Raw genomic sequence first — 11,488 nt, 5'->3', positions numbered from 1 at the left:
ACTGTTGTCCGATCGTATCGTAGCCACTGATCCGATTTGCACACTGATCGCAATGCCGTCCAGCGATCAGGTATGCAGTTACGTTCAGTAGCTACTATCTGAGTCACGCGGCGTCGGTCGTCCGCCACCGGTGAACCGCGTCCGATAGCACCGTCGCGAGCACCGCCATCCACACGACGCTTCCGACGAGGCCGAGGACCACGGCCCAGTGAAACCGGATCGCGAGCGGACTGAGAAGGACGAGCGGCAGTCCCAGCAGCGCGAGCGGCACGGAGAGGAGGCCGCCGAGCCACGCGGGCCCGATTCCGGCGAGCGCGACGACGGCCCACAGGAACGCGAGCGAGACGAATCCGGGAACGCGACGAGAGAGGCGTCGTCGAGTTGCAACACGCGTCGATACCGGGACGACGCCTGCTCGTCCGCGGTGACTCGCCGCCCAACGAACGCCGATACGAACGCGACGGCGGCCGATCCGGCGATCGAAACGCCGATTCCGACGGCGAGCAGTTCGAGCGAGGGCTCCGTCGACGGTGGGAGACTGGCCGTCGTGAGGTTGCGATTGACGTACCACACCGCCGGAAACAGGGCAGCGAAAAAGGGGACGACCATCGCTCGGAGAGTGGCGGCCATTTCATGCGATGTTCGAAGATCAGTACTGTAGTTCTTTTCACAGGAGTGTGATCGGATGGGCGGACAGCTATCTATGAGTAGCGAGCGGCGGTGCGTGACCCTCACGTCTCGGCATCGAATTGGGAGAGTGTTCGGACGACGAGCAGGAGCGACAGGAGGACGACCCCGACCGAAACGGCCCCGTAAACGCCGAGCGTGAGCGGTGTAACGGGAACTGCGACCGCGAGGACGGTGATCTCCTCGAGCCCGGTCCGGCCGGGCAGCGTCGCGCCGAGCACCGCCCCGAAGGCGGCGGTCGCGGCGACCAGCGCGAGGCCGAGCCCGGCGATGGCGTTCCGGCCCGTAATCCGGCGATCACTGGACACGGTCCCGCGTACGACGGCCTGATTTGAGGGTCTTGTGTCGGATCTCTGGCGGTGATACGGCGACGGTCCTCTCGATTCGAGACCGGTCGCTCACTCGAGCGGCTCCGATCGACCCGATCGAAAAGAAAGCGAGGCGGATCAGCCGAACAGTTCGCCGAGCCCTTCGCCCGACGCGTCTCCCTCGTCTTCGTCCTCCTCCTCGTCTTCCGGTTCTTCCTCGGCTTCCGGCTCTTCGTCCGCTGGCTCTTCCTCCGCTGCCGACGCGTCCGCACCGCCGGCCGCCGGCTGGGCGGGCGCGGCCGCGCCGAACGCCGTCTCCTCGATGGCTTCCTCGATATCGACGTCCTCGAGCGCGGCGACGAGCGCTCTCACGCGGGACTCCTCGACGTCGACCCCTGCGGCCTCGACGACGTCGCGCACGTTCTCTTCGGAAATCTCTCGGTCCGATTCGTGGAGCATGAGGGCTGCGTAGACGTATTCCATCGGTCTCACCCGTTCGACCGGAATCGAGTCTCCCGGCCACGCCGAGCGCGGCGTCGCTTCGATTCCGGCACTCGAATCAGACGGGAGTAAACCACATAGGCGCTCCGTCGGTCAGTGAACGTGACTCCCGCGCAGCCGAGAACGAACGACGAACGGAAAGCCGACACCGGTGTCTCTCTCGGTGGGCGAACGTGTGGTGTCACGGCCGGCTGCTGGGAAACGTTCTTCCCCGATTACGGTGTAGCCCCGACAGTGATCCCCCGTGAGTTCCGATAAGGCCGACGCCGACGGAACAGTCATCCAGCACCGGCTATCCGAGAAGGAACTGTTCCTGGTACTGCTCGTCGGCATCGTGATACTGATGTCGATTACCGGATTCGTCCTGATCATCAACTGAATCCGAAACCGGTGGCGTGCCACACTCAGGTCTCGGACGTGTCGTGTCGCGTGCGGTCGTCGGTCTCGATCACTCGAGCCGCGACGTAGGTGGCGACCGCGAGCGTGCCCATCGTCACGATCAGGATGGCGAACTGGATCGTCGACTGGAGCGGGTCGAACCCCCATGGGTTGAACACCGCGAAGACCGCGACGAAGAACGCCATGATCGCGAACGGGATCAGGTTGACCGTGAGATCGAGCCCGATTTCGGCGTCGAATGCGCGTCGACTCATTGATTCTGTATGCTCTCGAGTGGACGTCTGCGATGGGTTTCGACTCGATTCAGTCGCGTTGCGACCGTGGTGGCCGTCGTGGCGATCACGGCCGTCACGGCGCTGCTATCGTTCTATCTCCGTCGGGACCGCACGACCCCCGCACCGGCGATTGTCACGACGCCGGCGATGACGAGCGCGACGCCACGACTCGCCAGCCCGGAGAGCGGTTCGAGGAGTTCGATCGGCACCGTCCCGGTCCCGTGGGCGGTCAGTACCCCGCCGCCGACGACGAAGGCCACGCCGAATTTCGCCGCGAACGCGAGCGGCCGCTCGATGTAGTCGGCGTCCGCCAGAATTCCCGCGACGCTCGCGGCGAACGCGACGAGTCCGATGACGGCGACGGGGAGGAAACCGACGACGATGCCGACTTCCGATCCGACGAGTCCGAGGGCAACGAGGATCGGCCACGGCCGCCCGCCGTCGGCCCGTGTCGGTTCGGTCGCCGCTCTCTGCGAGTGGTCGGCCATACTCGGCGTTCCACGTCGAGGGTGTAGTATCTGGCCCTACTCGTCGGATCCAGTGATAGTCTCGAGACAGTGAAAAACGGAGACTCGGCGGGCGCGTCGGTTCGCTACTCGTCGCGCTCGATGACGAATTCGGTGAACTCCTCGAGCTTTTGGGTCGTCTCCGCGTCGAAGTCTACGTCGTCGATCGCCGCCCGCGCGTCGGCGGCCAACTCGAGGGCGCGCTCGCGGGCGTACTCGATGCTGCCCGCGTCCTCGAGGATCGAAAGGGCCTCGAGGATTTCGTCGTCGGTGTTGTCCTCGGCCTCGAGGATCGACTGCAGCCGACGGACGCGGTCGGGGTCGCTCGTTTGCATGGCGTGGATGACCATGAGCGTCTTCTTGCCCTCGCGGATGTCGTTGCCGAACTCCTTGCCGAACTCGCCGGCTCGGCCGAGCGAGTGCTCGATGTCCAAGATGTCGTCGCCGATCTGGAAGGCGACCGCGGTCAGTTCGGCGTATTCGGCGACGGCTGCCTCGACCTCGGGCGGTTGGTCGGTGATGATCGCGGCGAGGCGAGCGACGATTCGGCCGAGACAGCCGGTCTTGCACGCACACATCTCGAGGTACTGGTCAGTACTGATCCGAACCTCGCGTTCGTTGTGCCAGCAGATGTCCATCCCCTGGCCGAGATGGGTGCGGTTCAGTTCGTGCATGAGCATCTCGTAGGCGGCCAGCCGCCGGTCCGCCGGGAGGTCGGCGGGATCCTGCGTGAGGACCTTCAGCGGCAGGAAGTACATCGCGTTGCCGGCGTTGAGTGCGATGTCGCGCCCGTAGACGCGGTGGAGCGCGGGCTCGCCGCGCCGAATCGTCGCCCCGTCTTCGACGTCGTCGACGATGATCGTCCCGTTGTGCAGTATCTCCGGAATACAGGCGTAGGGCAGGTACTCGGCCGGGTCCTCGCCGAATCCCTCGACGAAGACGAGAAAGAGTACCGCACGCCACCGCTTCCCGCCTCGGTCGAGGAGATCCCACAGCGGCGTCGCCAGCGCGCGCTGGATGCCGGTGGGGTCGTACTCGTAGGTCGGGGGGCCGAAGAAGGACTCGAGGTAGTCGGCGTCGATCTCGCGTGGGACCAGATCGGCGATCGCCTCATCGATGGCCGGCCGCCAGTCGGCAAGCGTCTCCCGCATACCGACCCCGAGAGGGAGCGGCGTAAAAAAGATTCGTAGTTTGTCGTGTCAACGAGTGGTGTCAATCCACATACCACAGTCGGCGGTCAGAATCCAGCGAGCGATACAGTTACCCGGCCGCCGTGTGTCACTCCAGCCATGAGCGCTTGGATCGGATCCGTTTTCGAGAGCGACATCGGCTGGACCCACCTCGAGGACCTCGTCGATGTCGGGAACCGGATGGCCGGCAGCGACGGCGAACGCGAGGCCGCCGAACTGACCCGGGACGCGCTGGCCGACGCCGGCGCGCGAAACGCCCGCCTCGAGCCCTTCGAGATACAGGGCTGGACCCGTGGCGACAGCGCGATTACGGCCGGCGACACCACACAGGAGTGTATCGCCCTGCCGCGCAGTCCCGACGAGCGCGTCGTCGCGCCGCTGATCGATCTCGGCTACGGCATGCCCGAGGACTTCGCGGAGACCGATGTCGAGGACGCGATCGTCATGGTCCGCAGCGACAGCCCCGACTACTACGATCGGTACGTCCACCGGCGGGAGAAGTACTACCACGCCGTCGAGAACGGCGCCGTCGGGTTCGTGTACCGAAACCACGTCGAGGGCTGTCTGCCGCCGACCGGTAGCGTGGGGACCGACGCGGACCCGGTCGGCGCGATTCCGGCACTCGGCGTCTCGAACGAGGTCGGCGCGCGGCTGGCCCGGCGGTTCGACGGGGAATCGATCACAGTCTCCGTCGAGGCCGACATCCACCCTGCGGAGAGCCAGAACGTGCGCGCCGAACTCGGCCCCGACACCGACGAGCGCGTGCTCGTGACGAGCCACGTCGACGCCCACGATATCGCCGAGGGTGCGATGGACAACGGCGCCGGAACCGCGATGATCGTCGAACTCGCGAACGCCCTCGCGGCGCGCGAGGACGACCTCGAGACCCGCATCGAGTTCGTCGGCTTCGGCGCGGAAGAGGTCGGCCTCGTCGGCTCCGCGCGATACGCCGAGCAGACGGACCGCGAGACGATCAAGGCGGTCGTCAACAACGACGGCGTCGTCCGCGATCGGACGCTCTCGATCGTCACGCAGGGCTTTGACGCGCTGCAGGAGGTCGCGAACGACGTGGCCGACCGGTACGATCACCCGATCGGGACGGTCCCGAAGGTCGGCCCCCACAGCGACCACTGGTCGTTCGTCGAACGGGGCGTTCCGGGCTGTCACGTCAAATCGATCTCGGACGGGCCGGGACGGGGCTGGGGCCACACCGCCGCCGACACCATCGAGAAACTCGAGCCCCGAACCCTGCGCGAACAGGCGATCCTCCTGACTGAATACGTCGTCGCACTCGCCGAGAGCGAGGTGACGGTCGATCACAGGGACACCGCCGATATCGCGGCCGACCTCGAGTCCCAAGATCTCGCCGAAGGGATGCGGATCACCGGCGATTGGCCCTACGACGAGTGATCGCGCCCGTGGGGCCCGGGGCGACCGCGGTGACTGCAGCCGACCGCCGGCGTGCAGTCTGCGACCGACAACCGTACGCTTTTGAGCGGCCCGTGTGAACTGACGGCCATGGATGCCGCGTGGAGCGCGGGCGATTCGCCCGTGGTCGGCGTCGTCGGCGAGGCAGACGGGAGCGGCGCCATCGAAATCGACGACGACCTCGAGTCGGTGCTCGCCGCTGCCGACGCCGACGTGACGATCGTCGACGGCGGGCTCGAGGACGTGCTCGCGGCGGAGCCGTCGGTGGTGGTGACGGCCGGCGAACCGGCCCTGTCGGCGGTCGCTCGCGCCGATGTCGACGGTCCCGTTCTGCCGGTCGGTTCCGTTTCCGGGATCGAGTCGGTCGACCGCGATCGCCTTTCGGATGCGCTCGAGGCCGTCCTCGACGGCCGTGCTCGCAGTCGCGAGCGGACCGTTCTCGGCGTTGCCCTCGAGTCGACACGTGACGAGACAGCGGCGACCGCGACTCGAGTGCGTGCGCTGTTCGACGTGACGCTCATCACAGACGAACCCGCTCGGATCTCGGAGTACGGCGTCCGGGACCGGGGCGGGTCCGTGGCGACCTTTCGCGCCGACGGCGTCGTCGCGGCGACGCCGGCGGGGAGTCACGGCTACGCGAGCGCGGTCGACGCGCCCCAGCTCTCGCGGGCCGTCGACGCGGTGGCGGTCGCGCCGATCGGTCCCTTCGTCACCCAGACCCGACAGTGGGTGCTGCCGACCGACGAACTGACGTTCACCGTCGAACGCGAGGCGTGCGACGTGACGCTCGTCGTCGACGGGCGATCGATCAATCCGGTCACCGTCGACTCCGCGGTGACCGTCTCCGCTGCCGGGACGCTCTCGACGCTGGTCGTTCCGAACAAGTGACTCACGGAGTCGGCAGAAGAGAGCGCGAAAACGGCGGTATCGGCCGCTGGTCGGCGAGCGGGACTGGGACCGGGTCTGGTCCAGCCGGCCCGGTTCGACTGTGCCCGCCTATCCGTTGTATGGCTCCTCGTCGCGGTGGTGGTCCGGATTCTCGTTCTCGAGGGCGTCGTCTTCCCGGTCGACCGATTGCTGTTCGATGTCCTGCCGGCGCTGTTCCTCGTCTTGGCGCTCGCGAGCTTCCTTCTCTTCCTCGGTGAGCCCCTCCTCGTCCTGGGCCTCCTCGGGATCGGTCTCCTCTTTCGCGAGCTGGACGTCCCGCCCGTGTTCGTCCTTGCCGGTGGTGTCGCGCTCGTCAGTGTTGTCAGACATAGTGATCCCGATTGTGGCTACCCGCGGTCGCTGAAAAGGCGTTGGGCTTGCGAGAGTCGGCGTGGCAGCTGTATTGCAGCAACTGGCCGTTTAGCCGCGTCTTACCAGGGTTCGTCGGAAGCGAGATCGATCTCGCTGTCGCCCTTTGCCGACGGGCAGATATCCGCCAGCACGCAGTCGGCACAGTCGGGGTTCTGGGCCGTACAGGTCGCTCGACCGTGATCGATACAGAGATGGGTGAACTGCTGCCAGTCGTCCTCGGGGACGATCTCGATCAGGTCCTGCTCGATCCGTTCGGGATACTCCTCCTCGGTCAGCCCCAGCCGCTGTGAGAGCCGCTGGACGTGCGTGTCGACGACGATTCCCTCGACGATGTCGTGGCCGTGCTGGAGGACGACGTTCGCCGTCTTCCGGCCGACGCCCGAGAGGTCGGTCAACTCGTCCATCGTGTCCGGCACCTCGCCGTCGTGGTCCTCGAGGATCGTCTTACAGGAACTCTTGATGTAGCCCGCCTTGCTGTTGTAGTAGGTGATCGAATTCAGATCCTCCGCGAGTTCCTCCTCTGGCGCGTTGGCGTAGTCCTCGGCGCCGTCGTACTTCTCGAAGAGGTGCTTGGTCTCCTTGTTCACCCGTTCGTCCGTACATTGCGCCGAGAGGATCACCGCGATCAGGAGTTCGAGCCGGTTCGAGTACCGCAGCGAAATCGTCGAGTCCGGATACGCTTCCTCGAGTCGGTCGATAACCTCCGTCGCCTGTTCAGCGCGGGTCTCGAGCGGGGTTCCCATGCAGGAGTCGTTGCGAGAGCGCGCATTTGAGCCGTTCGGTTCGAGGTGGGGAGTTCGAATCACCAGAACACCGGACCTCACTTCCGAACGCCGGCGACACGGATCACACGACACATCTCCCTGTCAGAATTCACGGAAGGAGTACTATTATCATCTCCGACTCGAGTAGTATGAAAGACGGATCCGCCGGGAGAGGAGCGATAATGACAGAGGAGACTCATCGGACAGAGGCCGATCGTGCGGAGGGACAGTCGAGAATCGGCGTGCTCGACGTGCTGATAGCCGAACTCGAGGCCGACGACGGCCCGAACGGGGAAGCGCTCCGTCGGGCGCTCGACCTCGAGCGGACGGCCACGCCGGAGCGGGTCGCGGAGACCGAGGCCGCCATCGAGTCCCTGCGGGCGGCTCTCGACGACCAGACGGCGGCCCACGCCGAACTGCGGGCCGAGATCGAGAACGACCTCGAGCCGCGGCTCGATACCGTCGACCGCCGCCTGCGGGATCTCGAGACCCGACTGTCGAGTCTCGAGTCCGAGACGCGGGAGTTCTGCTCGGAGCTCACCGCCGTCCGCGATTCCCTCGCTGACGTTCGCGACGATGATCCCGACCGCGTTGATGACACCGACATCGACGCGCTCGCGGACGATCTCGCGGCCCTCGAGCGAACGGTCGCGACCGCCTTCGACGCGGTCACGTCGGACCTCGAGAGCGATCTCGAACGGGTGCGAGCGTCCCTGACGGAGGATATCGGCGCGCTCGAGCAGCGGCTGTCCGCGCTCGAGGAGGTAATGGGGACCGACCCGGATGCCGAGACCGAGCGAAAATAGGTCGCGCGGCGTCGGAAGTGAGAACGCCGATCCGGGAGTTCGCCGCGGACGATCGATCAGACCGTTTATGAAATCGACGAGAAGTGCGATATACTGCGGATATAGGACCGGAGCGTCGCTGAGACGTTCGAACCGTCGGACTGATAGGATGCCGTGAGGTTTAAGCGGTCTTCAGCCACGTATCCGGGTATGAAAGCCACGGCCATGGCCCACCCCATTCAGGGACTGGTCAAGTATCACGGGATGCGCGACGAGATCGAGCGGCTTCCGTACCACGACAGTATCAGCGTCTGTACGGCCCCCAGCCACACGCGGACGACCGTCGAGTTCTCGATGGATTACGACGAGGACACCTTCATCGTCGACGGCGAGGAACTCGAGGGACGGGCCCACGAACGGGTCGAGGCCGTCGTCGAGAAGGCCCGCTCGAAGTCCGACGCCGCCCACACCGTCTACCCGGTCCGCCTCGAGAGCGAGAACAGCTTCCCGACGAACGTCGGACTGGGGTCGTCTTCCTCTGGCTTTGCGGCCGCGGCGATGGCGCTGGCCGAGGCGGCCGAACTCGACGCCTCGAAAGGGGAAATTTCGACGATTGCGCGCGTCGGGTCGGCCTCGGCCGCGCGGGCGGTCACCGGCGCGTTCTCGCATCTCCGCACCGGGATGAACGACGAGGACTGTCGCTCCGAGCGGATCCCCTCGAACCTCCACGAGGACCTGAAGATCATCGTCGGCCTCGTCCCCTACCACAAGGACACCGACGACGCCCACCGCGAGGCCGCCGACAGCCACATGTTCCAGGCCCGCAACGCCCACATCCACGAGCAGATCGCGAAGATGCGTGACTCCCTGCGCAACGACGACTTCGAGGGCGTGTTCGAACGCGCCGAACACGACTCGCTGTCGCTGGCCGCGACGACCATGACCGGCCCCTCCGGGTGGGTCTACTGGCAGCCGGCCACGCTTGCGGTCTTCAACAAGGTCCGCGAACTCCGCGAGGAAGAGGACATCCCCGTCTACTTCTCGACGGACACCGGTGCCAGCGTCTACGTCAACACCACCGAAGAACACGCCGATGAAGTCGAGGAAGCCGTCTCCGACTGCGGCGTCTCGACGACCACGTGGGACGTCGGCGGCCCCGCCCGCCTGCTCGAGGAAGACGACCACCTGTTTTAACGACGGCTCGCGACGTCGACCCTCCGACGGGCGCTTCGCGCTGTGCTCCGGTCGATCGTCGGCACGTTCTCACACCGTTTGCTATCGTAGCCACTGACCCGATTTGCACACTGATCGCAACGCTGTCCGGCGATCAGGTGCGCAGTGACTTTCAGTGGCTACTACCGTTTTCTCAGACCTGTCCGAGTTCCGAACGGTTACGACTACGCAGTAGTACAGCCTCTCGTGATCGACCGATCCTCCCGACAAGTCGACGGCGACCCGGTACCGCCGGTTCGGATATAGTCGGAATGACTATTAGTCACGTGTTCGAAAGCGGTGTGATGTCATATTTGGATATTACAACCGCCGTGCTGCAACAAGGTGGCGGCGAAGCCGGCGGCGGCCTCACGATGATCATCGGATTGCTGTTTGTCGTGTCCTACATCGCAGGCGCATGGAAGACCTTCAGTAAAGCCAATCAACCCGGCTGGGCGGCGATCATCCCCATCTACAACTGGTACATCATGTTCAAAATCGGGAACAACGAGTGGTGGTGGGTCCTCGTCATGTTCGTTCCCATCGTGAATATTTACGCTACCTACAAACTGTTCGCCGGCGTTTCGAACGCGTTCGGCTACGGGATCGGGTTCACTCTCGGGCTGTGGTTCCTGGGATTCCTCTTCTTCCCGCTGCTCGGCTTCGGCGACGCGACGTATCGTGGCTCTCCCACGCTGGGCGCGTAGCGCGGTCGTCTGCGCTGTGACCATCGTTCAAGCCTGCTAGAACTCGCGGTGGTCGGTTCGAACTGCGACTCACAACCAGCGATGCCGTCGCTCGAGCGAACGAAAGACGAAATAACGAACTGACGTCGACCTCGAGCCGGGGTGTTAGGCGAAGGTTTTCGAGACGTCTTCCGTCTCGTCGGATTCGGCTTGGACCTTGTCCCACGCGTTGCGGAAGTCCTCCATCCGGATCTCGGTGCGGTCGTCGCGGATGGCGAACATGCCGGCCTCGGTACAGACCGCTTTGATGTCGGCACCGGAGGCGTTGTCGGCCTCTTCGGCCAGTTCAGCGAATTCGACGTCGTCGGCGACGTTCATCCCGCGGGTGTGGATCTCGAAGATGATCTCGCGGCCCTCGGCGTTGGGCTTTGGCACTTCGATCAGGCGGTCGAACCGGCCGGGTCGAAGGATGGCGCGGTCGAGCATGTCGAAGCGGTTGGTGGCGGCGATGATGCGGATCTCGCCGCGCTCCTCGAAGCCGTCCATCTCCGAGAGGAGTTGCATCATGGTCCGCTGGACCTCGGCGTCGCCGGAGGTCTTGGACTCGGTCCGCTTGGCCGCGATGGCGTCGATCTCGTCGATGAAGATCACTGCGGGTTCGTGCTCGCGGGCGACATCGAAGAGGTCGCGGACGAGCTTTGCCCCCTCGCCGATGAACTTGTGGACCAGTTCCGAGCCGGCCATCTTGATGAAGGTGGCGTCGGTCTGGTTGGCGACGGCCTTGGCGAGCATCGTTTTGCCGGTGCCCGGCGGCCCGTAGAGCAGGACGCCGCTGGGCGGGTCGATGCCCACGTCGTCGAACATCTCGGGCTTCTCGAGGGGCATCTCGACGGTCTCGCGGACCTCTTGCATCTGCTCTTCGAGCCCGCCGATGTCCTCGTAGCTGACCTCCGGGCTCTCGGTGACTTCCATCACGCGAGCGCGGACGTCGGTTTCGTTCGAGAGGGGCTTGACGATAGACAGCGAGTTGTTGACCGCGACCCGCGCGTCGGGTTCGATGTCCTCGCGCATCTCGTCGGTGACTTCGGTCAGCGCCTCCTGATTGTTCCCGTGCTGTTTGATAATGACGCCCTCGTCCGTGACCTCTTGGACGGTGGCGACGAACAGCGGCGACTGCTTGAGTTTCTTGTTCTCGTGTGTGAGTCGCTCGAGTTTCTGCTGGTACTTGTTGTTCTCGGCGTTGGCGTCGAGGAGCTTGTCGCGCATCTCCTCGTTTTGCGCCTCGAGGATCTCCAGCCGTTCCTCGAGCGCCTGGATTTTCTCCTGTTGGGACGCCTCGTCCTCATCATATGGGAGGTCGACGTCGTCCACGGTGTCGCTCATCACCCGTCCTTTAGGTACTGGTTCATAAGAGACTTCGGGTAGGTATATTCAGGCCCGTAATATAA

General features: G+C 64.9%; 15 protein-coding genes. 6 read left to right on the top strand and 9 right to left on the bottom strand.

Going from position 1 to position 11,488, the window contains the following annotated elements; translation table 11 throughout:
* Positions 1-103 precede the first annotated feature (103 nt).
* From FEJ81_RS12920 to rpl12p, 3 genes are all read right to left on the bottom strand, one after another.
* On the bottom strand, positions 104-571 hold the full coding sequence (locus FEJ81_RS12920; protein WP_229504707.1) for a hypothetical protein: 468 nt from the start codon (positions 569-571) through the stop codon (positions 104-106).
* 160 nt (positions 572-731) lie between these two features.
* Positions 732-995, bottom strand: a complete 264-nt coding sequence (locus FEJ81_RS12915) for a DUF7520 family protein (protein ID WP_138245676.1) — start codon at positions 993-995, stop codon at positions 732-734.
* Positions 996-1,133: 138 nt separating this feature from the next.
* Positions 1,134-1,478 carry a 50S ribosomal protein P1 gene (rpl12p, locus tag FEJ81_RS12910; protein ID WP_138245675.1) on the bottom strand — a complete coding sequence of 115 codons (345 nt, stop codon included), beginning with the start codon at positions 1,476-1,478 and terminating at the stop codon, positions 1,134-1,136.
* Positions 1,479-1,740: 262 nt separating this feature from the next.
* Between rpl12p and FEJ81_RS24205 the strand changes: the two genes are divergently transcribed.
* A complete protein-coding gene (locus FEJ81_RS24205; RefSeq protein ID WP_267877909.1) occupies positions 1,741-1,875 on the top strand; it encodes a hypothetical protein in 135 nt (44 codons plus the stop codon).
* A gap of 25 nt (positions 1,876-1,900) precedes the next feature.
* On the opposite strand, the gene FEJ81_RS12905 is transcribed toward FEJ81_RS24205, so the two are convergent.
* From FEJ81_RS12905 to FEJ81_RS12895, 3 genes are all read right to left on the bottom strand, one after another.
* Positions 1,901-2,149 carry a DUF6684 family protein gene (locus tag FEJ81_RS12905; protein ID WP_138245674.1) on the bottom strand — a complete coding sequence of 83 codons (249 nt, stop codon included), beginning with the start codon at positions 2,147-2,149 and terminating at the stop codon, positions 1,901-1,903.
* A gap of 113 nt (positions 2,150-2,262) precedes the next feature.
* A complete protein-coding gene (locus FEJ81_RS12900; protein ID WP_138245673.1) occupies positions 2,263-2,658 on the bottom strand; it encodes a DUF7541 family protein in 396 nt (131 codons plus the stop codon).
* A gap of 104 nt (positions 2,659-2,762) precedes the next feature.
* A complete protein-coding gene (locus FEJ81_RS12895; protein WP_138245672.1) occupies positions 2,763-3,827 on the bottom strand; it encodes a polyprenyl synthetase family protein in 1,065 nt (354 codons plus the stop codon).
* 138 nt (positions 3,828-3,965) lie between these two features.
* Here FEJ81_RS12895 and FEJ81_RS12890 point away from each other — a divergent pair, with 138 nt between their 5' ends.
* Together FEJ81_RS12890 and FEJ81_RS12885 are read left to right on the top strand one after the other, a co-directional pair.
* Entirely contained in the window at positions 3,966-5,276 is a 1,311-nt protein-coding gene (locus tag FEJ81_RS12890) for a M28 family peptidase (protein ID WP_138245671.1), read from the top strand.
* 108 nt (positions 5,277-5,384) lie between these two features.
* Positions 5,385-6,182: an NAD(+)/NADH kinase gene (locus tag FEJ81_RS12885; RefSeq protein ID WP_138245670.1), complete on the top strand. Its 798-nt coding sequence runs from the start codon at positions 5,385-5,387 to the stop codon at positions 6,180-6,182.
* A 108-nt stretch (positions 6,183-6,290) separates the two neighbouring features.
* Here the strand turns inward: FEJ81_RS12885 and FEJ81_RS12880 are convergent, their stop codons facing one another.
* Positions 6,291-6,551 (bottom strand): hypothetical protein, encoded by a 261-nt coding sequence (locus FEJ81_RS12880; RefSeq protein WP_138245669.1) that lies wholly within the window; start codon positions 6,549-6,551, stop codon positions 6,291-6,293.
* A 101-nt stretch (positions 6,552-6,652) separates the two neighbouring features.
* Positions 6,653-7,336 (bottom strand): endonuclease III, encoded by a 684-nt coding sequence (gene nth, locus FEJ81_RS12875; RefSeq protein WP_138245668.1) that lies wholly within the window; start codon positions 7,334-7,336, stop codon positions 6,653-6,655.
* 203 nt (positions 7,337-7,539) lie between these two features.
* Between nth and FEJ81_RS12870 the strand changes: the two genes are divergently transcribed.
* The 3 genes from FEJ81_RS12870 to FEJ81_RS12860 all read left to right on the top strand — a co-directional run bounded on the left by FEJ81_RS12870 (position 7,540) and on the right by FEJ81_RS12860 (position 10,061).
* Positions 7,540-8,163 carry a hypothetical protein gene (locus FEJ81_RS12870; RefSeq protein ID WP_138245667.1) on the top strand — a complete coding sequence of 208 codons (624 nt, stop codon included), beginning with the start codon at positions 7,540-7,542 and terminating at the stop codon, positions 8,161-8,163.
* Between the two features lie 189 nt (positions 8,164-8,352).
* Positions 8,353-9,336 (top strand): phosphomevalonate decarboxylase MvaD, encoded by a 984-nt coding sequence (gene mvaD, locus FEJ81_RS12865; RefSeq protein ID WP_138245666.1) that lies wholly within the window; start codon positions 8,353-8,355, stop codon positions 9,334-9,336.
* A gap of 323 nt (positions 9,337-9,659) precedes the next feature.
* Entirely contained in the window at positions 9,660-10,061 is a 402-nt protein-coding gene (locus FEJ81_RS12860; protein WP_138245665.1) for a DUF5684 domain-containing protein, read from the top strand.
* A gap of 144 nt (positions 10,062-10,205) precedes the next feature.
* Here FEJ81_RS12860 and pan1 read toward each other — a convergent pair whose 3' ends face one another.
* Positions 10,206-11,423, bottom strand: coding sequence for a proteasome-activating nucleotidase Pan1 (gene pan1, locus FEJ81_RS12855; RefSeq protein WP_138245664.1), 1,218 nt, complete (start codon positions 11,421-11,423; stop codon positions 10,206-10,208).
* Between the last annotated feature and the right edge of the window lie 65 nt (positions 11,424-11,488).

It is taken from the genome of Natrinema versiforme (genome assembly GCF_005576615.1).
Lineage (GTDB): Archaea > Halobacteriota > Halobacteria > Halobacteriales > Natrialbaceae > Natrinema > Natrinema versiforme_A.
Note: the sequence above shows the minus strand (reverse complement) of the source record. Positions and strands in the feature narration are given on the sequence as shown.

Bases quoted from the DNA above. Each gene is read 5' to 3' on its own strand.
- rpl12p (WP_138245675.1), bottom strand. From the start codon at position 1,478: ATGGAATACGTCTACGCAGCCCTCATGCTCCACGAATCGGACCGAGAG.
- FEJ81_RS12905 (WP_138245674.1), bottom strand. From the start codon at position 2,149: ATGAGTCGACGCGCATTCGACGCCGAAATCGGGCTCGATCTCACGGTC.
- FEJ81_RS12900 (WP_138245673.1), bottom strand. From the start codon at position 2,658: ATGGCCGACCACTCGCAGAGAGCGGCGACCGAACCGACACGGGCCGAC.
- FEJ81_RS12895 (WP_138245672.1), bottom strand. From the start codon at position 3,827: ATGCGGGAGACGCTTGCCGACTGGCGGCCGGCCATCGATGAGGCGATC.
- FEJ81_RS12890 (WP_138245671.1), top strand. From the start codon at position 3,966: ATGAGCGCTTGGATCGGATCCGTTTTCGAGAGCGACATCGGCTGGACC.
- FEJ81_RS12885 (WP_138245670.1), top strand. From the start codon at position 5,385: ATGGATGCCGCGTGGAGCGCGGGCGATTCGCCCGTGGTCGGCGTCGTC.
- FEJ81_RS12880 (WP_138245669.1), bottom strand. From the start codon at position 6,551: ATGTCTGACAACACTGACGAGCGCGACACCACCGGCAAGGACGAACAC.
- nth (WP_138245668.1), bottom strand. From the start codon at position 7,336: ATGGGAACCCCGCTCGAGACCCGCGCTGAACAGGCGACGGAGGTTATC.
- FEJ81_RS12870 (WP_138245667.1), top strand. From the start codon at position 7,540: ATGACAGAGGAGACTCATCGGACAGAGGCCGATCGTGCGGAGGGACAG.
- mvaD (WP_138245666.1), top strand. From the start codon at position 8,353: ATGAAAGCCACGGCCATGGCCCACCCCATTCAGGGACTGGTCAAGTAT.
- FEJ81_RS12860 (WP_138245665.1), top strand. From the start codon at position 9,660: ATGTCATATTTGGATATTACAACCGCCGTGCTGCAACAAGGTGGCGGC.
- pan1 (WP_138245664.1), bottom strand. From the start codon at position 11,423: ATGAGCGACACCGTGGACGACGTCGACCTCCCATATGATGAGGACGAG.